The organism is Verrucomicrobiota bacterium, assembly GCA_039192515.1.
Taxonomy (GTDB): domain Bacteria; phylum Verrucomicrobiota; class Verrucomicrobiia; order Methylacidiphilales; family JBCCWR01; genus JBCCWR01.
Genome location: JBCCXA010000006.1, coordinates 1 through 19833 on the forward strand (window position 1 = coordinate 1; position 19833 = coordinate 19833).

Here is a 19833-nt window from a genome sequence, read left to right on the forward strand (position 1 = left end):
GCCATATCACACATGCCTCAAGAAATCAGACTCTACTTTGCTACAAGAATTGCTCCATTACCCCAAAGTCATACCTCGAGTATCCAATATACTTAAAAATACCTTTTTTCAGTGCCGACTAATTATATTCGATAAGATCTTGAGTTTACTGTTATTTCATAGAGACTCTCACCCTTATGTTGGAGAAGAAATTTGATATCATTGGAGTAGGGTCGCCAGTAGTTGATTCTTTAGCTCACGTTAGTGAGGATTTTGTTGCTGGTATTAGCGGTGAAAAGGGTGGAATGGAATTAGTATCTGCAGAGCAAATGGCAAACATGATAAACAATATAGATGGTGAAGTGCTTCAGGCCGCGGGAGGGTCTGCTGGTAACACTGTTTTTGGTCTAGCAAAATTGGGCCTGAAATCAGCCTTTGTTGGTAAGTTGGGTAACTGTGAAGCCGCGGCTTTTTATAGAACAGAGTTCGAAAAGTTAGGTGGTGATAGTAGCCGCTTTAAGATCGGTGATATTGCAAACGCCAGATGTTTGTCGTTAGTTACCCCCGATACAGAACGGACGATGAGGACTGATTTAGGAGCTTCTGCCATGTTAGCTGCCAATGAGCTTTCTTCCGAAGACTTTGCAGATGCAAGGCACGTGCATGTGGAAGGCTATGTTTTATTTAATCGGGACTTAATGATGGCCACTTTGAAAGCAGCAAAAGAAGCGGGCTGCACCATTAGCTTGGATTTAGCCTCTTTTGAAGTCGTTGGTGCTGCTAAGGATATTTTAGACTCTATTTTGGACCAGTACATTGATGTGGTATTTGCTAATGAAGAAGAAGCGGCTGCTTATGCTGGGGTACAAGTTTCTGATCAAGACTCAGTTAGGCAATTAGGTGGTAAGTGTGAGATTGCCGTTGTGAAATTAGGAAAAGATGGATCACTTATTTTTAACAATGGTGATTTGATCAAGATAGAACCAGTTAAAGCGCAAGCGATTGATACCACGGGAGCTGGAGATCTTTGGGCAACGGGGTTTCTATACGGTTGGCTAAAAGGTAGACCTTTAAAAGAATGTGGGGATTATGGTTCCGTTGTGGCCTCAGAAGTTGTTAGCATCTTGGGTACTAGCCTTCCGGATCAAACTTGGCAACAGAGAATCTTTCCAGCACTAAATCTGGCATAGACCAACGAGATCTATTAGTAATCAATTGCCAGCGGACTCTTGAATTCAACTATCTTTTTAGAATATTAATAGCGCTTAGTAATTTAGTGCCAATTGAGGCTCTATTAATGCGATAAGGTTTATCAGCACTACCCTCTGGACTTGGGGCCAAAGGAGTAGCTGAGAGCTGGGGAGTTGTTCGACGTAGATGAAAGAACATGGGTATATGTCCAATGAAAAACTCTTCTTTTTCACGCACGCGAATGACTTCAGATCGCTCGAGCTCGCCTATAGAGTTATAGGTATAGATTCCGTTTTCAGAATGAAGATCTCGGACGATTAATGTGTCTTCATTTACTTCAATCGAGCAATGTTGGTGAGAGATGGACGGGTCGGAGATATAAATAACTCCATCTTGTATGCTACAGGTGTCATCTGAACTTCTAGTAACAAATGATTTCTTAGATTCGAGCTCAATAAGCCCCGTTTCAACAACATGGGAACATAAAAACGGCTTTAACGCACCGAATGATAGAATATCTAATTTATATGTTCTTCGGATGTTACGGCGGAGGCGCCCTCTGCTATTGAGGGAACCAGTAGAGTTGTTAGTAGATGTCTGTCTGATATTTTCTTTCATAATTGTAGGACCCTTTAATAGAATAAATTTCATATTAGATTTGATCACCATCAAGTCAAGAGGCAGCTATCAAAATTGATCTAAATGAACGACTTTTTAATCATCACTTTTCACAATAATCATCTAGAGCATTAGATCTTATGAGTATTATAAAGGCCATATTCTATGGTACCTAAGCGAAAGACCTAAGGACTTAGCGGTTTTTCTGTAGCATAGAATTTGCTCTAAAGGATGTTTCAATAGGATGCAACAACAGACTCATGCTTTTGCAATCAATCTCGTAGATAGTTAAGAGGTTTCTATTTTCTCTAAAGTAAGGTGCAAAATGGAACTCAAATTAAATACGATTGAGGCAAGAGAACTGTTATGGCAAAGGTTTATGCGCCCATGCCTTCCTCAAAAGAGCCTCCAGCGACTGGGAAGCAAAGCTGTTTGTTGACATAATTAATGGCATCCGCTCCACATGCATCAAGATCTCTATAAGCACTTTCTGCTTCAGTAACTAGAGGAGCTGTCTTGGTCCCCATGATCTTACAATAGCGTTGAGGATAGCCAATATTTATAAGCATCTCCGCATATCTAGGCATATTTAAATCGCCAGTCGATAAGTCAGTGAACTGCATGGCGCGGTCCGACCATTCCGGAGCCATGCCACGTAATGGATATCCAGAACGAACGGTGTGATTCTTAATATGAGCAGCCACGACCCTAGAACCGACTTTGCGGAAGCGATCTTCCCAAGATTCTCCTTCCCAGCAGTGAGATGGGTCAGCGTTAACAGTTACGGATTTGTCACCATCACAGGCATCTACTAATTGTAAAAAATCATCAGCGCACATGGCAGCTGTTCCGGGATGAATCTCATGCGCGAGGTAAATGCCGAGACGATTAGCGTGCTCACGGATTTTTGCAGTCTTTGTGACGAAGCGCTCATCACCTTCTTTGACTAGATCAAAATCTTCTCCAGCCCAAAATCCCCAGGGGTAACCAGTAGCTATTTCCCAGCCGTAGGTGACACCCCAGAACATAGGAATGACTTTGATTCCTAGCTCGACGCAAAGGTCCATAAAACTTAAGACATACTTCTCAGCCCAAGTTTCAATTTCTTCAGGAGATTTGCTTGCGATCTCGGGCGGTAAAAAAGGTTTAATAGTAGGGCTTTGGGTCCAAGCGGTGGTGTGAACCCAAAAAGGGCAATGCGCAGAAAGACCATCTAGCTTCAATGCATGCTTTTCAAAAATATCTTTGATCTCTTTAGCTTGCATAAAGCTTGCACCTTGTTGGACCAGATAGTTTGAGGGTTGTGCTCCAACGGCTCCAGAGCCCTTGGCAAAAGCTAAAAATTGATCTAGGGATTTCGCGCCATGCTGAGCGCCTTCGATACTGGAGTGAAATACGATATTAGCCATAACAGAGAAAAGATAATGAATATCTATCTGGATGGATGCAACAAAAACAAGGGGATCAATGTAAATAAATACAATCGAGACTCTTAGCCTAATTCTTCTCTTAATCTTTGGGTAAGTGCCTGCAGCTCTCTTTCACTCACTTCTTTGGGGATGGCTATAGGATGATGACAACAAAGCTTGCATGTGCTAAATGGCTTGGGGATTTGAAATTTATCCCAGCTATTAAGTTCCCACTTCTTTGAAAATTGACAACTGAGAGGAATGATTGGGACACCGCTTGCTTGAGACAAGTGAATAATACCTGGGTGAATCTCATAGCGTGGCCCTCGTGGACCATCTGGAGTTAGTGCTACATGGCCTTTATTCTCTTTCAATTCTCGGACTAGCCTCAAGAATGCTTGAATTCCCTTGGAGCTTTTAGAAGAAGAGCCTCTAGCTGCTCGAACACCAAAGCGTTCAGCTATCTTAGTAATCAGTTCCCCGTCTCTACTGGTGCTAATCATAACAACTAAGGGTTGGGGTGAAAGGTAGCGTCTATAGAGAAAGGGAGTAATGAGGATTCGGTTGTGCCAAAAAGCAAATAGAAACGAATCATTCCTAGATGAGTCGATTACATTGCCTGGATCCTCAAGCTCAAACCGCAGTGTCCAGCAAAGTGCGCGAATGAGAAATGCACCAAGTGGTGGAAGCACCTTTTTATGTAGAAACGTATTCTTTTTCATGCACAAAAGAACGTTCTTGATTCAGCCTTACTATGAATAGTTCGGTAGACCTTAAGGTGCTTACTGTATAATTTGGCTCTAAGTCTTATTTTCAAGAAACCATTTGTAAGCGGAAGCAATGCCATCCTCAAGCGAGATCTTTGGTGCCCAGCCCAGGGACTTAATCTTATTCACATTGAGAAGCTTTCGGGGTGTGCCATCTGGTTGCGAAGTATCCCAAACGATTTTGCCTTTGAAACCAACAGTAGCTTGAATCATGTCAGCCAGTTGCTTAATAGAAACGTCCTCTCCACAACCGATATTGATAATTTCTTCTGAGTCATAGTTCTCTAATAGAAAAATGCAAGCAGCAGCCATGTCGTCTACATGAAGAAATTCACGTTTAGGTGAGCCTGTTCCCCATAGTGTTACTGTGGGCTTTTCATTTATTTTTGCATAGTGCATTTTATAGATAAGACCGGGGAGAACGTGGGAAGTGATTGGGTCAAAATTGTCATTTGGCCCATATAAATTGGTAGGCATAGCAGAAATATAATGAGCACCGTACTGGCGTCGATAAGACTGGCATAACTTGATACCGGCAATTTTGGCGATGGCATAAGCATCATTGGTAGGTTCTAAGGGGCCCGTTAGTAGGTGTTCTTCACAGATAGGTTGGGGGGCTAGCTTTGGGTAGATGCAAGAGCTGCCGAGGAATAGAAGTTTTTCCACACCTGTATCATAGGCCGATTTGATCAGTGAGTTCTGGATACTTAAATTATCCAATAAAAACTCCACAGGGTACTCATTATTTGCCTTAATGCCGCCTACTCTTGCCGCTGCGTCAATAATATGTGTCGGTCTTTCTATTTTGAAGTAATCTCTAAGAGCTGACTCATGGGTCAGGTCTAGCTCCTCGCGACTTCGCATTAAGATTGTCCATCCACCATCAGCCTCAAGATGGCGAATGATAGCGCTACCTACAAGCCCCCGATGGCCCGCAACAAATATTTTCTTCGAATCAGACATGTCTAGCTAAATAAGATAAATCTTATATAGTAAAGCAGAGACTATTGAGCTCAAGTGCCAATGAAATAATTTTTACATATTATCATAGTGAAGTCCCAGAGATTAACTTTTCCTGTGTCCGCTCTTAAACTTAAAAATTTATTGGAGCGAATGAACGTTCTTCAGCTAAAGGAAGAAGATATTCAGGAAACGTTCTATGCGGGCTCAGGACCTGGCGGTCAGAAGCGTGCTAAAACAGCTTCTGGGGTTGCTCTGCTGCACCTACCAACTGGTGTTCGAGTCCGTTGCCAAAGAGAAAGAAGCCAAGGGATCAATCGCTTTCTGGCGAGGAGGATTCTGGTTGAGGAGCTAGAAGCTCGTGAAAAGGGTAAGACACGCCATCAAGTCAAAGCTCAGGCTTTGCGCGATGAAAAACTTCGTAAGTCAGGAGCCAAACCCAAAACCAAGAAGCCTACCATTACCGAGATGGAAAAACACTTTCACCTGCGTCTGCCGGGTGAAGGAATCCAATCATAATTCATACGAAGCAATAAAGGGCTTGCCAAATTATCTTAAATTCATTCGATAGAGAAAAGTCAGTGCATGCTTATTTTTATGATTTTGGCATTAGCTGGGGGAATGCTCGTTTATCATGCGCTTACTAGAAATCATTGGGAGCAGACAGCAGCTTTATTTTTATTGAATTTATCGTCCTTCTTTAAGCTTGGATTAAAACTGAGCTGAGGAAGTGGAATGCAAGAAGATAGTCATAGCTGGAGGAACAGGCTTTTTAGGTAAAGTCTTGATTGAATGGTTTTCAAAGAGGTTTGATGAAATAGTTGTCTTAAGTAGAAGTAGTATAGATTTGGCCGGGGTGAAGATAGTTTGCTGGGATCGCGAACGGCTAGGAGAATGGAAAGAGGAATTAGAAAATGCGGAAGTGCTGATCAATCTAGCCGGTGTTTCTGTCAACTGTCGTTATCACAAAAAGAACAGCAATGGTTTTGGGAAATGGTCCCAATAGTTTCTATCCCGTCCTAAAGAGATTGGTTTACTTGGGCCTAGGAGGTCAAATGGGACATGGGGAACAGTATGTCTCTTGGATTTATGAAAAAGACTTTTGTCGGGCAATGAAATGGATTATTAAAAAAGCCTAACTGTCATGGAATACATAACCTTGCTGCTCCGAGTCCACTCACTAACAAAGAAATGATGAGACAGCTAAGGCAAAACTTTAAAGTGCCCTTTGGCCTGCCAGTAACTCATGACATGCTAGAATTAGGTGCATTCCTTTTGAGTACAGAGACAGAGTTAGTACTAAAAAGCCGTCGGGTTATACCAGGTAAACTACTGGCAGAGGGATTTAAGTTTAGTTGTAACAGCTTTGCAGATGCGCTTGCATGCCTGGAAGAAAAATAACAAGTAGTATATTTTATGTGTATAGGTATTAAAAGTTTGCTAGCTTGCAACTGTCTATGTTTGTGGATCGAGTAAGAATTTGGGCGCGCGCCGGGAAAGGCGGAGACGGCTGCACGAGTTTTCGTCGGGAAAAGTACGTGCCTATGGGTGGACCAGATGGTGGAGATGGAGGGAAGGGAGGTGATATCATTCTTCGTGTGAATCCACATATGAACAATATGACACACCTCAAGTATCATCCTCACCAATTTGCTGAAAATGGGAAACCCGGAAAGGGATGGAAGCGCTCGGGCAAAGGTGGGAAGAGTATTACCATTGATGTCCCGCCAGGCACGGTCATATATGAGTTAGAAGTTGAGGAGGAGAATTTTGAAAGAGCTGCAGATGAAGAGGGCATGATACTCGTTCACGATCTTGTTGAAGATGAGCAAAAAGTGGTTTTATGTGCTGGTGGTAAGGGCGGCCTAGGCAACCAAAATTTTAAGAGTTCTACTAACCAGGCTCCTACTAAAGTCACGAGAGGGAAGTTGGGTGAATTTGGCCAGTATGTCTTCGAATTAAAATCAATCGCTGACGTAGGCTTAGTGGGATTTCCCAATGCGGGAAAGTCTAGCTTGATTGGCGCTTTATCTGCGGCAAAACCGAAGGTGGCTTCCTATCCTTTTACAACCTTACGCCCTATCGTAGGTGTGATTGATTTAAATGGCTATGAGCGCTTGGTCATGGCTGATATTCCTGGTTTAATAGAAGGTGCACATGAAGGAGTTGGTCTAGGGCATGATTTTTTGAAGCATATTGAACGCTGTCGCGTTCTGGCTATGGTCTTGGATATGGCGGGGACAGAAGGTAGGCATCCGGTTGATGACTTCATGAAGCTACGCCAGGAAATTTCTTTATATGATGAGGAGCTTAAACAGCGTCCCTTTATTGTTGTCGCCAATAAAATGGATTTACCGGAAGCAGAAGAAAACCTGGAAACCTTTAAAAGTCGCTTTGATCATGATGTGATTGGAATCTCTGCTAAGCAAGAGCAAGGGCTCAAGGATTTGAAAAAAAAATTAGCTACTTACAAATGAAATTCATGAGACCGCTTAAGACCTATTTTGCTTTTTTGATCATGGGCTTGGCCTGTGCTCATAACATCTTCGCTCAGGATGAAGAGATCTTAAAGCAGGAATCAGAATTGTTGGGAAATGAAGTGAGCTTAAGTCTGCCTGAAGCTTTGAAGATGGCTCTAGAATCAAACTTAGATGTAGCTATCGGCCGAATCACTCCAGCTATTGAAGAGACCAATATTTTGAGTGAGCGCGATGCCTTTGATCCCTCCTTAGACATTTCTCTAGATTATGGGGAAAATAGTTCGCCAAGATCTGCCGAACAACAAGCTGCAGATGGAAGAGCTTCTACAAAAAGTAGAACAGCCACGGGTCAAGTTTCCGTATCACAAAAAACTTCTCTTGGAACGGAGCTTTCGCTTTCATCCAGAACGAGAGATCGGATGACAACCTTTAATGATTTTGAAGATGAATTTTCTACTTTTGTTGGTGTTGAGGCTACGCAGCCCTTGCTTAAAGGCTTTGGAACAGATAATAACTTGGCTTCTATTCGTATTGCTGAAAAAGGAAAAATCATCGCCGAAGCTGAATTTCAGAATCAAGTTGAGACTATTATTCAGGACGTTTTCTTTGCCTATTATGATTTATTATTCTCCAGTGCTGATGTGATTTCTAAGAAGAAATCCATGGAACTCGCTGAAAGACTCTCAAGAGATAATAAGAAGCGTTATGAGCTGGGTGCTATGACAAAACTTGATATTTCTAATGCGGATGCAGAAATAGCAGGTAGAAAGAATGCAGTAGTGGAGGCTGAGGAAATCGTGCAGCTAAATGAAAATAAATTACTGCGACTCATCACCCGTGATATGGGCATCTGGCTGCAAAACGAGTTGGATCTAACCGACACCCTAAATGAGCCAGGCAAAGAAATTCCACAAAATTATGATATTGCCGTGGGCTTAGCTAATCGCTCAGATTATCAAGCCCTTCTACATAGGGCGGACCAAAATGAGCTGAGATTAGCTTTTCAGAAGCAGCAACTACTTCCTCAATTGGATTTAACAACTAGCTTTGGATACAACGGCTTGTCCGATGATTTAGGAGAAAGCTATAAGAACATTTCTGAAACGAGGGATGAAGATTGGAATGTTGGGTTTCGCTTTATAATTCCCTGGGGGAATTACAGGGAAAAGGCCCGTTTCCGTGAGGCCGAGTTGCTCAAAGCACGAACCATCTTAGAAATCAAAAACAAAGAGCAGGATGTGATTGAGGAGATTGATAACGCGCTCATCTCACTCAACAGCTCCAAGAAGAAGCTAGTGGCAAGCCGGACTGCCAGGAGATTTGCCGAAGAAAATGCCGCTGCTGAAGAGGTTAAATTGACAGAGGGCTCTAGCACAACCTTTGTAGTTCTTGAACTTCAGCAAGATGCTCAAGAGGCAGAAACTACGGAATTAAGAAATTTGCGAGAATTTAATAAAGCCCTTGTTCGGTTGAAAAGAGCACAAGGCTTACTCCTTAAAGAAAATGGAATTACCATCTTAAGCGACTAGCCATTCGGTCTTGCTTCAAGACTGCCAAAATTTAGTCTCTACTTTCCATAATCTGGCTTATTACTTTTCATAAAGAGATAGAAAGAAGCGTATCTTAACTTTCACGCGTTAGTCTTTTCTAACCTAATGGTTACTTTGCATAGCAAATGATGGAAGTGTCAGAAAAGTAACAACTTACGTCTATAGATATAAAAGTGCCTTTCTAAGCTTCGCTCTGATCTTTTGATAAACCCTTGACTTAGCTGGATTTATGGGCATTTTACAACGGTAATTTATTTAACTCAGCGGCTATAACCTCAATTGGTGTGAAATTTTTATATTGATGTAATTGCCATTGGGGATTCGTGAGAATGGCTTGGTCTAGTTGAGGTAAATCGGTTGCTAGCGTAGGATTCTGTCCAGACGCTCTCCGAAAAGGTGTAGAGGGCCTTTTATGGCATAGGAAAGTGTCCTTGGATTCCTGTAGTTTGCCTTTGGCTCCAAAAAAGTAATTGAGTTCGGGCTGGTGGGTGTAAGCAAAAAAACCTGTTTTATGCTGGGCGTTACCGTCATGAAGTTCTTTGGCAAATAGATAGGCGATATTATTCTGATCGCCTCTGTTAAGCAAAGATAAAGGTCGCATCATGTAGGATATGGCATTTTTGATAGCTGGATTTTGCATCAACTTTTGCGCAAACTGGTGACCTGCTTGATAACCATCATCATGCCCACGTTTGGCGGTTTTCTTAAGCTCATTATTCATAATCACAAGGTAATTTTAATTATAGATGAGTGAGTCAAGAATTGCTAGGGACAAGAATGGGTTATGGGAAAAAGGTTTGTCTTCCAGACCCTGCCATCTTTCACCATATTCTATAGATTTCTATTACAAAGCTATAGGCGAAGTGATATGACTGCGCACTGGTTTTGGATTTATGAATAACGGATCTTATTTTTTAGCCATGTAATTTAGCACGTCCTGAGCTTGTTTGCTGGTAGAGGCGTTGAGATCTAGCCATACAACGGATCCATCTTTTATCAAAAAGGCCCGCCTTTTCGACATGCCGATCATACTGCCGGTTCCAAAGGCTTCTATGACTTTACCGTCCTTATCGGCGATCAAAGTATAGGGTAAATGGTACTTTTCCCTAAATTTAGCTTGGTCCTGAGGCGTGTCTTTACTGACTCCAATGACTTGAATGCCAAGATCTTGGAGCTTTTCATATTCATCTCGGAGAGAGCAAGCTTGTTTGGTGCAGCCGGGTGTATCGGCTTTGGGATAGAAGAAAACAAGTGTCAGTCCCTTAGTATAGGCTTCTGCAAAGTCGAAAGGCTTACCTTCATGAGTGATGGATTTAGGAGTAGGCGCTTTACTACCTATGGCTGGGGAATTCGTTGCCTTGACGCCAGTGATAGTAGAGAAAAGTGAAAATATCATAATGGCTAAAAATTTGTTATCAAACATCAAGAAATATAACCGTAGTTAACAAAATAACAACAGCTCTAGGGCCTCTTCAGGCTTGAGAGACTGAGTTTTAGGGATAATATTAGGTAGCGCCCAAGCGGAAGCCGGCCAATCACCATAGATACCAACAACTTTTTGTTCTAGGGTTCTTCCAGCAGCTAAAAGATTTAATCTTCCGCCATCAATTCCTATGGTAGGCATTCCTTCTGAGGCTATGGCGACAGTTTCTAGAAGACTTGCTTCTACAATTGTGATGTGGTCAAAATCTTCAAAGATCCGCTGGGTGTTTTCTCTTTCTTGAGGAAGTATAGGGATAAGTAGATTAGTTTGGTGCTCGGTTAGCTTGGCAAAGCTTTGCCACCACGGCTTACTGATCGCATGTTTTGGTGAGCCGCTTAGGGGCGATAATAGAATGCCATGGGACTTTGAGGGAGTTGGGTTCAACGGTGATTTGACTAGTGGCAGGCTGATGTCGGGCAATTCTTTCTTGAGTATCCTCGAGGCTAGTTTAATTAACTGTATATAGTGAGGGGTTTCTCCTCTGGGATGAATATCCTGAGCTAAATGAAATTTAGCTTTAACTGTTTCGTTTACCATATTTTCAAGCTCTATGAGGTGATGGCAGTCGGAGATGAGCGATTTTCTACAATTTTGGGTGGGAAAAAATAGCCCTATGACGGCAAAAATATCCTCCCTTGATAAAGCTACTCTTAAATCGCTCTGATTTCCCTCTATAAACTCGACGGAAATGGAGGAAAAAAGATCCTTGGTGATGTTATCATGGGGCCAAATCAGTGGATTTGGGTTAATTGAGGTGATAGATTGCAAAGCCGCTAGCTGATGAATTCGGTCGCCAAGTATCCCTTTTGGACCTCCTAATGGGCGCGTCATATGAGATGGACAGAGGATTAAAAGGCGACTCATGGCTTGTTCTGAGCGAAACTTACAATAAATTCTTTATTCAATGACAGATAAAATTGTTAAGTCCGTCTCATTTAAATATCTGGCTGGTCGATTTACTAAAGCGTGGATGCTTCATTCAATTGGGAAAAAGTATTTTCAAGCTTAGGCGAGCAGCAAAAAGATTACCTAAGTTTTGAAGTTGGTGGCAAATGTTTTGGCGTGCCAGCCCAACATGTTTGGGGCATTACCCGAATGTTCGATCTCGAAATGGTAAAAGAGGGGCCGGCTTATTTAGCAGGCGTTACGCATATCTGCGGGATAGAGGTTCCTGTGATAGATCTTGGTCTTAGAGATGGTTCTCCGGAACCTTTTGAAATCCAGAACATGACAGAGGAAGAGGCTAAGAGTCACTGCATCTTGGTGGTAAAAGACCCTAGCATGAATGATGATCAGCCTCACTTGGGTCTACTAGTTGAGAGACTGCGTGGGTTCAAGAAGGTGGATCCTACAAATGCTAAGGTCCACCCAGTCGTTCAATGCGAAATTCAGATGAGTGACATCGAGGATGCCTTTGCTTGGCCTGATCGGTACATGTATGAAGATGAAGTTGAAGACTTGATCGATCGGCAATTGAGCGATATGCCACAATTTCTCTCCAATCTTAGTGATGTTGGCTGCAATTAAGAGCACCACGAAGCTCGTTCCTCTGCATTTCAAAATCTTATTAGTCGATTACAATCCTGTGCTCTAATTGGAGTTGACCATTGAAGTCGGACGACTAGCCTTACTTCTTTCTCATGGAATAGTTAATGTGGCTACGGCACATCATTAAGGCTGTGGGGAAAAAGGTGAAAATGACACCATCAACCATCAAATTTTAAGCTTTGAACGTAAAATGATAGGATTTTTAGCTAAGAAAGTCTTTGGGTCGCAAAGTCAACGAGAAGTTAAGCGCTTGATGAAAGAAGCGGATCGAATTAATGAAATTGAAGAAGCACTGCAGTCTCTCTCTGATGGTGAATTACAGGCCAAGACAGATGAGTTCAAGAAGCGCCTTAAAAAGGGTGCTACTTTAGAGGACATCAAATTAGAGGCCTTTGCCGTTGTCAAAAACACCTGTAGGCGTTTTAGCAATTCTAAAAGACAGATAGAAGTTAGGGGGCACCCACTTTTATGGGAGATGATTCCTTATGACGTGCAGCTAGTAGGCGGTATGGTTTTGCATGAGGGCAGGATTGCTGAAATGGCGACGGGTGAAGGTAAGACATTGGTTGCAACGATGCCTACCTATCTCAACGCATTGACTGGTAAGGGGGTTCACATTGTCACGGTGAATGATTATCTGGCAGCTCGTGATTCTGAGTGGGTCGGTGAGGTGCATCGATTCCTAGGACTCTCCGTAGGGTGTGTGCAACATGGTCAAAGTCCTGAAGAGCGTCGCGCTATCTACGAGTGTGATGTTGTTTATGGAACGAATTCAGAGTTAGGCTTTGATTATTTGCGTGATAATGGCATGGCTACGCGCTCAGAAGATCAGGTCCAACGCGGGCATTACCACGCCATTATTGATGAGGTTGATTCCATCCTGATTGATGAGGCTCGGACTCCGCTAATCATTTCTGGTCCTGCAACAGTGTCCACTCACCAGTATGATAAATTTAAAGACATGGTGGCTAGGTTGGTGCGCAAGCAACATAAGATTTGTAATGATTTTGCGAATGAAGCGAAAAAGAAGGCGGAGGCTGGAGAGATCGCTGAAGCAGCTGGCTTGCTATTGAAGGTCAAGATGGGCATGCCTCGCAATCCCCTTCTACTCAAATACAAGGAAGATCCTGATATGCTTCGTGCTATAGATGATGCTGAGCTATTGCTCTACCAGGATTCTCGTCGTACTGAGCTATATAAACTTAAGGAAGCGCTTCACTTTACCGTGGAGGAGAAAAGCAGTGATGCTGACTTGTCTGAAATGGGAAGATCGTTTTTAGATCCAAATGATCCAGATGCGTTTGTCTTACCTGACTTGGTTACGGTGCACCATGATATTGATTCGGACCCAAGTCTAACACCTGAACAAAAAAATGAGAAAAAACAGCAAGCTCAAGCAGATTATGAAAACGCGAGCCAACGGATTCACAATATATCTCAGCTTCTAAGAGCTTACTGCGTCTTTGAAAAAGACGTACACTATATTGTCCAGGATAACAAAGTGGTAATTGTCGATGAAAATACGGGGCGCGCCATGCCAGGTCGTCGCTGGAGCGATGGACTGCACCAAGCAGTTGAAGCGAAGGAAGGTGTGAAGATCGACCAAGAAACCCAGACCTTAGCCACTATTACGATTCAGAATTATTTCCGTCTCTATGACAAGTTATCTGGTATGACGGGCACTGCGGAAACGGAAGCCAATGAGTTTAAAGATATTTATAAACTAGGAGTGATTCAAATGCCTACGAATCGTCCTTGTGTGCGGATTGATCATGACGACCTTATCTACAAGAGTATTCGTGAGAAGCACAATGCGGTTTTAGAGGACATCAAAGAACGCAATGGCAAGGGGCAACCGATTCTTGTGGGAACCGCTTCCGTGGAGTCCTCGGAAGTAGTTTCTCGTTTGCTTAAAAAGAACAACATTGTGCATAGCGTCTTGAATGCGAAGTTTCATCAGCAAGAGGCGGAGATTGTCGCTCGAGCTGGTCAGCGTGGAGCAGTTACCATCGCTACAAATATGGCAGGTCGTGGTACAGATATTAAGCTTGGGCCTGGAATAGCCGACTTAGGTGGTCTCCATGTCATTGGGACAGAGCGCCACCAATCCCGTCGGATTGATAGGCAGCTGCGCGGTCGTTGTGCACGGCAAGGAGATCCAGGCTCTTCTCAATTCTTTGTCTCGTTTGAAGATGAGCTCATGCGCAACTTTGGTGACTCACGTCGTATCTCGGGCATGATGACCAAACTCGGAATGGAAGATCAAGAGGGTCTGGCTCATCCACTTTTGAATAGAACGGTGGAAGGTGCACAAAAGCGGGTTGAGCAACGAAATTACCAGATCCGTAAACACACTCTGCAGTATGACGATGTCATGAATCAGCAGCGTGGTGTGATTTATGACTACCGCAATGACATTCTTACTACGGATGATCCTCGCAAAGAAATATTTGAAGTGGTTGATGAACTTATTGCTGGAGAATGCAATGAACGCCTGCACGGTGCAGATCCGGATATAGATGGCCTTGTGAGCTGGATCAATTCAGCCATGCCCCTGGGTTTGAGCCGCGAAGACGTCAATTGGGAAGCACCCGAAGAGGAAATAATCAGTAAGTTACAAAGCCGTGTGCGTGATGCTTATGATGTCAAAGTGAAGTTTGAAGAACCGGATGCGGTTAAGTCTCTGGAACGTTATGTCGTGATGAGTGCCATCGATAGACTTTGGCAGGAGCATTTGTATGCCATCGACGGATTGAGGCAAAGCATTAATCTGCGAGCAATTGCCCAGAAAGACCCTTTAGTGGAATACAAGTCTGAAGCATTTACTATGTTCCAGGAATTGATGGCGAACATCAAAAACGAAATTATGCACAATGTTTTCCGTTCGAGTACGAGCTTATCAGCATTCGAGAGCTTTCTTCGTGCGATTCCTCAGAAATTCACTCGTGATTCTGGTCTGCCTGATCTTTCATCTTTGCCTTCGCAAAATCCCAATGCAGGCGGATCTCCTGAAGCTCAAGAGGAGCCTGAGCTTCATTTGCCCATTAGAAGGGAAATGGAAAAGATCGGCCGTAACGAAATGGTCATCATCTCTAAGGATGGTGAGGAAAAGACAGTAAAATACAAAAAAGCTCAGATTATGATTGAGCAAGAGGGATGGCGCTTTGTAAGTAAAGCCTAAAGGGTGATGAACTGCTTGCGCTGTCGATCCTTTGTTGCAAACCTTAGAACGCTTAGGTTCATGCGTTCTGCCTGATTGATGGCTTCGCCTTCACTTGCTTTTAAGAGCTCCGCTCAGACGGTGTGATTGATAGATCTTTGTGGACTCTCTTTTTCTCGCGATTCAGGCTTTTGCATGCGAAGGGATTTAAGAATGATCATGTGCTCTAAATTATTTTTTTTAGAACTTCGATGAAGCGGGAGATCTCTTCTTCTGTGTTGTAGAAGTGGGGGGAGATGCGAAAGAGCGCCTGGCCGGATCGATTATAGCGAAGTGAGATATCGATATTCTGGTCCTTGAGCTTCTGGAAGGTTTCTTCCATGTTGAGAGATGGATGTTGGAAGGTATAGATACCACAGGTGGCTTGGTGACCGTTCTCTTCAACCGGATCAAAGTCAACGTAGCGCTGATAACCTAGGTCTAGCATTTGTACAGTAGTGAAAGCTCCTAAGTCTCGAATACGCTTGGAAATGTTTTCTACACCGAGTTCCAAAAGAAAACGTATGCCTGCAAGCATGCCAACATTTCCTACAAGATTGAGTGAACCGGGTTCATAGCGACGTGCTCCCTCGTAGTAATCGATTCTATCTTGGGCGATGAATTGAGGTGAGACAACATTCCATGAACCCAAGAGAGTGGGTTCTAAGATATTAAAGAGTGATTTCTTAACATAGAAGACGCCAGCGCCAAGCGGGCCGAGAAGCCATTTATGAGAGTCAGCACTGAGAAAATCAATATGCTCCACAGTGGTCTTGAAAGCTCCAAGGGTCTGTATGCCATCGACGCAAAACAGTGTTTGGGGGTTATGCTTTTTGATTTCGGAACCAATCTCTTCGAGATTAATTCGGTAGCCGGAAAGGAAATTAGCAGAGGCCAAGGAGACTAGGCGAGTTCGCTCAGTTAGTTTTTCTTCGATATGTTCCCAACGGATAACTCCAGCCCGTGTAAGCTCAAGAGGCACAACTTCTACCCCATGGCTGCGTAGTTTGATCCACGGGTAGACATCAGCGGGGTAGCAATCGCCATAGTAAATGACTTCATCGCCTTTTTGCCATTTCAAGCCATTGGCAACAAGATTGAGTCCCAGAGCGGTAGGGCCGAGTAGAGCAATCTCGCTTTCTTCAGCAGAGAGGAGTGTGGCGGCCTCCTGGCGTGTGTGAAACATATCTTTCCAAACGCCGGCGTGCTCTTGTTGTTGCAAGCTGCCTTCATAGGAAAACGCCTTCATAGCCTCCGCAGAGCATTGGGGCAGAGCAGTTACGCCTGCATGAGCTAGAAACACCCGCTCTGTGCAGATAGGGAAGAGCTCCTGGCGAAGTTTTTCGTTAGAAATGATTTGCTCAATTTGCATGACAGATTACGAGCGTGATTGTTCTACAACTTTGGGTAGTGCTTCTAAGGTCGTCGCAACCTGTGCTTCGTCACTGTAGCGAGAAAAAGAAAATCGAACGGAGCCAAATGCTTTGTCTTGAGATAAGCCCATATTCGTAAGAACATGAGAGGGTTCCATGGAGCCGGTGGTGCAAGCTGAGCCAGCTGAAGCGCAAATACCTTTTTCATTTAGACCTACGAGAATCTTTTCTGCGGAAGCTCTATGGAAGCTAATATTGGTGGTATTGGGAAGGCGTGATTCGGGATGTCCATTGACAGAAGTCTCAGCAACCTTTTCCAAAATACCGGTCTCGAGTTGATTGCGAAGTGTGCGGGTATGTGAGGCTTCTTCCTGAAGTTTTGCCAAAGCAAGTTCAGCAGCTTTTCCAAGTCCAACTATTGAGGCGACATTTTCGGTGCCACCACGTTTGCCTTTTTCTTGATGACCACCCATGACATAAGGAATAAATTTCGTCCGGCGTTTGACATAAAGAACGCCGACTCCCTTGGGAGCATGAAGTTTGTGTCCAGAAAGAGACAGGAAGTTGATCCCGGAGTCCTTGACAGAAATATCAATCTTGCCCGGGCATTGAACGGCATCGGTATGAAAAAGGATTTTCTTGGATTGACAAATTTCAGCCGCTTCACGAATAGGAAAGAGAACGCCAGTCTCATTATTTGCCCACATCAGTGAGACAATGGCAGTGTCAGGTCGGATAGCATTTTCCAGTTCTTTGAGCTGAAGTGTTCCATCTGATGAGACGGGCAAGTAAGTGACCGCGTAGCCAAGTCGTTCAAGGTATTCTCCATGGTTTTTTACAGCGGAGTGTTCGACTCCACTGGTAATGACGTGCTTGTGTCCCGTGACTTGTAGGGCGGCATTGATAGCGGCGTTGTCGGATTCCGTGCCGCAAGAGGTGAAGAAAATCTCCTTCGGCTCACATGATATGAGCGCTGCAACTTGTTCACGCGCGCGCTCGACGGCTGTGTGAACTTGTTTGCCAAAGGAGTACGAGCTGGAAGGATTTCCATAATAATCCCTCAAGTAAGGAGTCATTGCTTCAAATACTTCTGGGGCAATACGTGTGGTAGCATTATTGTCCAAGTAGATAATATCTTTGTCTTCCAGTAACATCATTCTTCAATTCTTCTCCACAGGAATATTCGAGCGCGTAAACATAGCGCTTGAAGGCGAGCGTAACAACTCTTTGTTTTAGCCGCAGAGGGAGAATAATCAGGGAGAATATACTAAGTTTACGTAATAATAACTTGCGCGCCTTGGTCTTAGGGCTAAATTATATTCATGTCAGTAGAGTTCCTGGAAAAGCTGTGGGATACCGTCGACTCTGAGACCGAGGGTGGCAGTTATTTCCTAGCGAATTATCCTCCTTTTCAATATTGGAAGGACGACGAGTCAAGCAAGGTTTCTAGTGTTTTACAGAACCGAGCTCCTGATGGTGTTGATTTGGGACTTTATATGCATATTCCCTTTTGCCGTAAGCGCTGTCACTTTTGTTATTTTAGGGTGTACACGGATAAGAACTCGAAAGAGGTTAATGGCTATATCAGTGCTGCTATCCGTGAATTGGAGATATATGCCAAGCAGCCCTTTCTCCAAGGTCGAAAGCCTCGTTTTGTTTATTTTGGTGGTGGAACTCCTTCGTATTTATCCGCAAAGCAACTTAAGAGTTTAACAGATCAGATGAAAGCGGTGATTCCCTGGGATGAGGTTGAGGAAGTGGCTTTTGAGGGGGAGCCAGGAACTCTGAATTCCATAAAATTGAATGCGATTCGAGAAATAGGGGTGACTCGCCTGAGCATGGGTGTGGAAAATTTTGATGATCATGTCCTTGAGATTAATGGCCGGGCACATCGCAGTCCGGAGGTCTGGAAAGCTATGGAAGTAGCCAAGGCACTGGATTTTGATCAGATCAATATCGACCTTATTGCAGGTATGTTGGATGAGACAGAAAAAAATTGGCAGCGCTGCGTTGAGCGAACCGTTGAGCTTGAGCCCGATAGCGTGACCATTTACCAGATGGAGGTTCCCTACAATACAACCATTTTCAAGCGTATGAAACAAGAGAGCCAACTTAAGGCTCCTGTTGCCGATTGGAAAACAAAGCGACGCTGGGTGCAAGAGGCTTTCGATTATTTAGAGCGAAAAGGTTATACCATCACCAGTGCTTACACGGCGGTGAAAAATCCAGAAAAGACAAAATTTGTCTACCGTGATGCACTTTGGTCTGGTGCTGATATGGTGGCATTAGGGGTCGCTTCCTTTTCGCATCTAGGGGGTGTTCATTTTCAAAATCTCACGCACTTTGATCCTTACCTAGACTCATTGCAAGAAGGTAAATTACCTATTGGCAGAGCTTTGCAAACCACTGGAGAGGAGCAAATGCTTAGGGAATTCATGTTACAAATGAAGTTAGGACGGGTGAGCATTCAGTATTTTGAAAATAAATTTGCTATTAATATATTAGAGCGTTTTTCGCAGGAGTTAGACTTTATGACGCGTAAGAAACTTTTAAATCGCAGTGGAGATTGGCTTGTTCTGAGTAGTGATACCTTGTTGCGAGTAGATGCATTGTTGCCAGGTTTCTTTTTACCCGAACATCAAAATAATCTGTGATCTTGGACGATATTATAGTGATATGAAGGTAATGCTATGTGAGTTGAATCCACTGTTGAATTTTAATACGACTACGGAAGTGGATTTGTTGGATATAAACCTGATAAATGCCAAAGATGTGACAGCTCCTTATGACAAACTGTTAGTGCATAAGCGGGATATGACTTCTACCTTAAAAGAAAATTATCAAGATGATATTTTGATTAGGGTTTTGGAAGAAAGGAAAGGTGAAGAAGCGTATGCACGAGAAGTTGTTTTGGTGACAAAAGAAGCTGGTCTATGTGTGGAATATGGAGCTATTGAGATCTACTTGAATGCTGTCTCAGAAAAAGTGAGCGCTGTCATTTTAGAAGGTAAAATTCCTCTAGGGGAAATACTAAATAAACATCAAGTGGATTACCGGAGTTGTCCAAGCCAGTTTTTTCATTTGTCGGCAGATGCAAAGATTGCTTCTGCTCTAGGAGTTGATGAGGCCACGGAACTGTTCGGACGCTGTAACCAGCTCACACGAGATTCAGGAGAAGCGATAGCAAATATTGTCGAAATTGTAAGGCCATAAACGACTTTAAAGCCGAATGATTTCTAGAGTCTCCTGGAGAAATCACCTAATTGATACATCTTG

19 protein-coding genes are annotated in these 19833 nt (G+C 43.4%); 10 read left to right on the forward strand and 9 right to left on the reverse strand.

Translation table 11 applies throughout. From position 1 onward, the window contains the following. Positions 1 to 176: 176 nt before the first annotated feature. Positions 177 to 1169 carry an adenosine kinase gene (locus AAGA18_04145; protein MEM9444523.1) on the forward strand — a complete coding sequence of 331 codons (993 nt, stop codon included), beginning with the start codon at positions 177 to 179 and terminating at the stop codon, positions 1167 to 1169. 49 nt (positions 1170 to 1218) lie between these two features. On the opposite strand, the gene AAGA18_04150 is transcribed toward AAGA18_04145, so the two are convergent. The 4 genes from AAGA18_04150 to AAGA18_04165 all read right to left on the reverse strand — a co-directional run bounded on the left by AAGA18_04150 (position 1219) and on the right by AAGA18_04165 (position 4927). Continuing rightward, positions 1219 to 1788 carry an FHA domain-containing protein gene (locus AAGA18_04150; GenBank protein MEM9444524.1) on the reverse strand — a complete coding sequence of 190 codons (570 nt, stop codon included), beginning with the start codon at positions 1786 to 1788 and terminating at the stop codon, positions 1219 to 1221. Positions 1789 to 2165: 377 nt separating this feature from the next. Then, positions 2166 to 3197 carry a sugar phosphate isomerase/epimerase gene (locus AAGA18_04155; protein MEM9444525.1) on the reverse strand — a complete coding sequence of 344 codons (1032 nt, stop codon included), beginning with the start codon at positions 3195 to 3197 and terminating at the stop codon, positions 2166 to 2168. Positions 3198 to 3280: 83 nt separating this feature from the next. Then, entirely contained in the window at positions 3281 to 3919 is a 639-nt protein-coding gene (locus AAGA18_04160) for a lysophospholipid acyltransferase family protein (protein MEM9444526.1), read from the reverse strand. Between the two features lie 78 nt (positions 3920 to 3997). After that, positions 3998 to 4927: a GDP-L-fucose synthase gene (locus tag AAGA18_04165; GenBank protein MEM9444527.1), complete on the reverse strand. Its 930-nt coding sequence runs from the start codon at positions 4925 to 4927 to the stop codon at positions 3998 to 4000. 87 nt (positions 4928 to 5014) lie between these two features. Between AAGA18_04165 and AAGA18_04170 the strand changes: the two genes are divergently transcribed. The 5 genes from AAGA18_04170 to AAGA18_04190 all read left to right on the forward strand — a co-directional run bounded on the left by AAGA18_04170 (position 5015) and on the right by AAGA18_04190 (position 8933). Further along, on the forward strand, positions 5015 to 5443 hold the full coding sequence (locus AAGA18_04170) for a peptide chain release factor-like protein (protein MEM9444528.1): 429 nt from the start codon (positions 5015 to 5017) through the stop codon (positions 5441 to 5443). Positions 5444 to 5654: 211 nt separating this feature from the next. Continuing rightward, the gene (locus tag AAGA18_04175) at positions 5655 to 5930 is read left to right on the forward strand and encodes an NAD-dependent epimerase/dehydratase family protein (GenBank protein MEM9444529.1); all 276 of its coding nucleotides are present in this window, start codon (positions 5655 to 5657) and stop codon (positions 5928 to 5930) included. Between the two features lie 185 nt (positions 5931 to 6115). Continuing rightward, positions 6116 to 6325, forward strand: coding sequence for a DUF1731 domain-containing protein (locus AAGA18_04180; GenBank protein MEM9444530.1), 210 nt, complete (start codon positions 6116 to 6118; stop codon positions 6323 to 6325). 56 nt (positions 6326 to 6381) lie between these two features. Beyond that, positions 6382 to 7401, forward strand: a complete 1020-nt coding sequence (obgE, locus tag AAGA18_04185; GenBank protein MEM9444531.1) for a GTPase ObgE — start codon at positions 6382 to 6384, stop codon at positions 7399 to 7401. A 5-nt stretch (positions 7402 to 7406) separates the two neighbouring features. Then, the gene (locus AAGA18_04190) at positions 7407 to 8933 is read left to right on the forward strand and encodes a TolC family protein (protein ID MEM9444532.1); all 1527 of its coding nucleotides are present in this window, start codon (positions 7407 to 7409) and stop codon (positions 8931 to 8933) included. A 259-nt stretch (positions 8934 to 9192) separates the two neighbouring features. Here AAGA18_04190 and AAGA18_04195 read toward each other — a convergent pair whose 3' ends face one another. From AAGA18_04195 to AAGA18_04205, 3 genes are all read right to left on the reverse strand, one after another. After that, positions 9193 to 9675, reverse strand: coding sequence for a hypothetical protein (locus AAGA18_04195; protein ID MEM9444533.1), 483 nt, complete (start codon positions 9673 to 9675; stop codon positions 9193 to 9195). Positions 9676 to 9861: 186 nt separating this feature from the next. After that, complete coding sequence (locus AAGA18_04200) at positions 9862 to 10350, reverse strand: peroxiredoxin (GenBank protein ID MEM9444534.1); 489 nt, start codon at positions 10348 to 10350, stop codon at positions 9862 to 9864. 45 nt (positions 10351 to 10395) lie between these two features. Next, entirely contained in the window at positions 10396 to 11301 is a 906-nt protein-coding gene (locus AAGA18_04205; protein MEM9444535.1) for a hypothetical protein, read from the reverse strand. Between the two features lie 102 nt (positions 11302 to 11403). On the opposite strand from AAGA18_04205, the gene AAGA18_04210 reads away from it, so the two are divergent. Both AAGA18_04210 and secA read left to right on the forward strand, forming a co-directional pair. Beyond that, a complete protein-coding gene (locus AAGA18_04210; protein MEM9444536.1) occupies positions 11404 to 11964 on the forward strand; it encodes a chemotaxis protein CheW in 561 nt (186 codons plus the stop codon). Positions 11965 to 12175: 211 nt separating this feature from the next. Beyond that, positions 12176 to 15166 carry a preprotein translocase subunit SecA gene (secA, locus tag AAGA18_04215; protein MEM9444537.1) on the forward strand — a complete coding sequence of 997 codons (2991 nt, stop codon included), beginning with the start codon at positions 12176 to 12178 and terminating at the stop codon, positions 15164 to 15166. Positions 15167 to 15371: 205 nt separating this feature from the next. On the opposite strand, the gene AAGA18_04220 is transcribed toward secA, so the two are convergent. Continuing rightward, entirely contained in the window at positions 15372 to 16556 is a 1185-nt protein-coding gene (locus tag AAGA18_04220) for an aminotransferase class V-fold PLP-dependent enzyme (protein MEM9444538.1), read from the reverse strand. Positions 16557 to 16562: 6 nt separating this feature from the next. Then, entirely contained in the window at positions 16563 to 17714 is a 1152-nt protein-coding gene (gene nifS, locus AAGA18_04225; GenBank protein ID MEM9444539.1) for a cysteine desulfurase NifS, read from the reverse strand. A 165-nt stretch (positions 17715 to 17879) separates the two neighbouring features. Between nifS and AAGA18_04230 the strand changes: the two genes are divergently transcribed. Together AAGA18_04230 and AAGA18_04235 are read left to right on the forward strand one after the other, a co-directional pair. Next, a complete protein-coding gene (locus tag AAGA18_04230) occupies positions 17880 to 19211 on the forward strand; it encodes a coproporphyrinogen-III oxidase family protein (protein MEM9444540.1) in 1332 nt (443 codons plus the stop codon). A 22-nt stretch (positions 19212 to 19233) separates the two neighbouring features. After that, complete coding sequence (locus AAGA18_04235) at positions 19234 to 19770, forward strand: hypothetical protein (GenBank protein MEM9444541.1); 537 nt, start codon at positions 19234 to 19236, stop codon at positions 19768 to 19770. Positions 19771 to 19833: the final 63 nt, after the last annotated feature.

What these genes read in the sequence shown, in the direction of transcription:
- AAGA18_04200 (MEM9444534.1), bottom strand. Translation starts at nt 10,350, where the DNA reads ATGATATTTTCACTTTTCTCTACTATCACTGGCGTCAAGGCAACGAAT.
- AAGA18_04165 (MEM9444527.1), bottom strand. Translation starts at nt 4,927, where the DNA reads ATGTCTGATTCGAAGAAAATATTTGTTGCGGGCCATCGGGGGCTTGTA.
- nifS (MEM9444539.1), bottom strand. Translation starts at nt 17,714, where the DNA reads ATGATGTTACTGGAAGACAAAGATATTATCTACTTGGACAATAATGCT.
- AAGA18_04235 (MEM9444541.1), top strand. Translation starts at nt 19,234, where the DNA reads ATGAAGGTAATGCTATGTGAGTTGAATCCACTGTTGAATTTTAATACG.
- AAGA18_04150 (MEM9444524.1), bottom strand. Translation starts at nt 1,788, where the DNA reads ATGAAAGAAAATATCAGACAGACATCTACTAACAACTCTACTGGTTCC.
- AAGA18_04190 (MEM9444532.1), top strand. Translation starts at nt 7,407, where the DNA reads ATGAGACCGCTTAAGACCTATTTTGCTTTTTTGATCATGGGCTTGGCC.
- AAGA18_04180 (MEM9444530.1), top strand. Translation starts at nt 6,116, where the DNA reads ATGATGAGACAGCTAAGGCAAAACTTTAAAGTGCCCTTTGGCCTGCCA.
- obgE (MEM9444531.1), top strand. Translation starts at nt 6,382, where the DNA reads ATGTTTGTGGATCGAGTAAGAATTTGGGCGCGCGCCGGGAAAGGCGGA.
- AAGA18_04230 (MEM9444540.1), top strand. Translation starts at nt 17,880, where the DNA reads ATGTCAGTAGAGTTCCTGGAAAAGCTGTGGGATACCGTCGACTCTGAG.
- AAGA18_04195 (MEM9444533.1), bottom strand. Translation starts at nt 9,675, where the DNA reads ATGAATAATGAGCTTAAGAAAACCGCCAAACGTGGGCATGATGATGGT.
- AAGA18_04145 (MEM9444523.1), top strand. Translation starts at nt 177, where the DNA reads ATGTTGGAGAAGAAATTTGATATCATTGGAGTAGGGTCGCCAGTAGTT.
- secA (MEM9444537.1), top strand. Translation starts at nt 12,176, where the DNA reads ATGATAGGATTTTTAGCTAAGAAAGTCTTTGGGTCGCAAAGTCAACGA.
- AAGA18_04220 (MEM9444538.1), bottom strand. Translation starts at nt 16,556, where the DNA reads ATGCAAATTGAGCAAATCATTTCTAACGAAAAACTTCGCCAGGAGCTC.
- AAGA18_04155 (MEM9444525.1), bottom strand. Translation starts at nt 3,197, where the DNA reads ATGGCTAATATCGTATTTCACTCCAGTATCGAAGGCGCTCAGCATGGC.
- AAGA18_04160 (MEM9444526.1), bottom strand. Translation starts at nt 3,919, where the DNA reads ATGAAAAAGAATACGTTTCTACATAAAAAGGTGCTTCCACCACTTGGT.
- AAGA18_04205 (MEM9444535.1), bottom strand. Translation starts at nt 11,301, where the DNA reads ATGAGTCGCCTTTTAATCCTCTGTCCATCTCATATGACGCGCCCATTA.